This is a genomic window from Bartonella sp. AA23NXGY, assembly GCF_042197165.1.
In the GTDB taxonomy this organism is placed as follows: domain Bacteria; phylum Pseudomonadota; class Alphaproteobacteria; order Rhizobiales; family Rhizobiaceae; genus Bartonella.
Map to the genome: position 1 here is coordinate 1 of NZ_JBHIRO010000096.1, position 730 is coordinate 730.

Annotated in this window: 1 protein-coding gene and 1 pseudogene; both read right to left on the reverse strand. The window is 38.1% G+C overall.

Going from position 1 to position 730, the window contains the following annotated elements; translation table 11 throughout:
* Positions 1-162, reverse strand: a pseudogene (locus ACFINY_RS09840) (exonuclease); the annotation flags it as partial.
* A gap of 1 nt (position 163) precedes the next feature.
* The coding region (locus ACFINY_RS09845) for a recombinase RecT (RefSeq protein ID WP_375701078.1) at positions 164-730 on the reverse strand (567 nt) is incomplete at its 5' end.

Genomic DNA, 730 nt, shown 5'->3' on the forward strand with positions numbered 1-730 from the left:
GCTTGTTTCGCCTGTTAAGCGCTCTGTTATGAGTTTGATTTTGTAGTCTTCATATTTGCTCGTAGGCAATCCTTTTGCTGTCTTACTGATAATGTTGTAAACATTAGATGCGGTGACTTTACCCAAGCGCGCTTGAAACCATTCTGCTGTTCTTTGTTCCATATCACACCGCCGTTCTTTGTTCTTGTGATACATATTCTATATCTTGGACGTGAATATATTCGGCATCTTGTATAGGAACGTATGTTTTCTCTTGTGGTGGGAGAGATTGTAGAGCGCTTTCTCTTTGAATTCTTGGCTTGCTTTCTAATATTTTCAAAACGTCGTCTGCTGTTTCACAAGACATATCTGTTAGCTTTTCTACTTTTGCATAAGAGAGAAGCTTATTTTTATCCGATTCTGTTTGTTCGATTAATTCTTCGATTTTTATAAGCATATCTTGAGAAACCAATTGTTTTGGAATGCTATGGTTTGTTTCATTGATACGTTTTGCTTCATCTTCTTCATAAATACCGGAAAGCCCGAAAGCATAGCGAGCACATTGTATAGTGGCTTTATGGCGCAACATACGTGCTGGATATTTTTGCCATGCTTCACTTTTTTCTTGTTCGCATTCTTTGCGATATTCGGTGACTTCGATAGGGTCTTTAATCCCTTTGAGACGAATAGCACATTTGATAGCAATGATATTCCCATCATCATTGAGTTGATCTTGAAAGGTCATGCCATC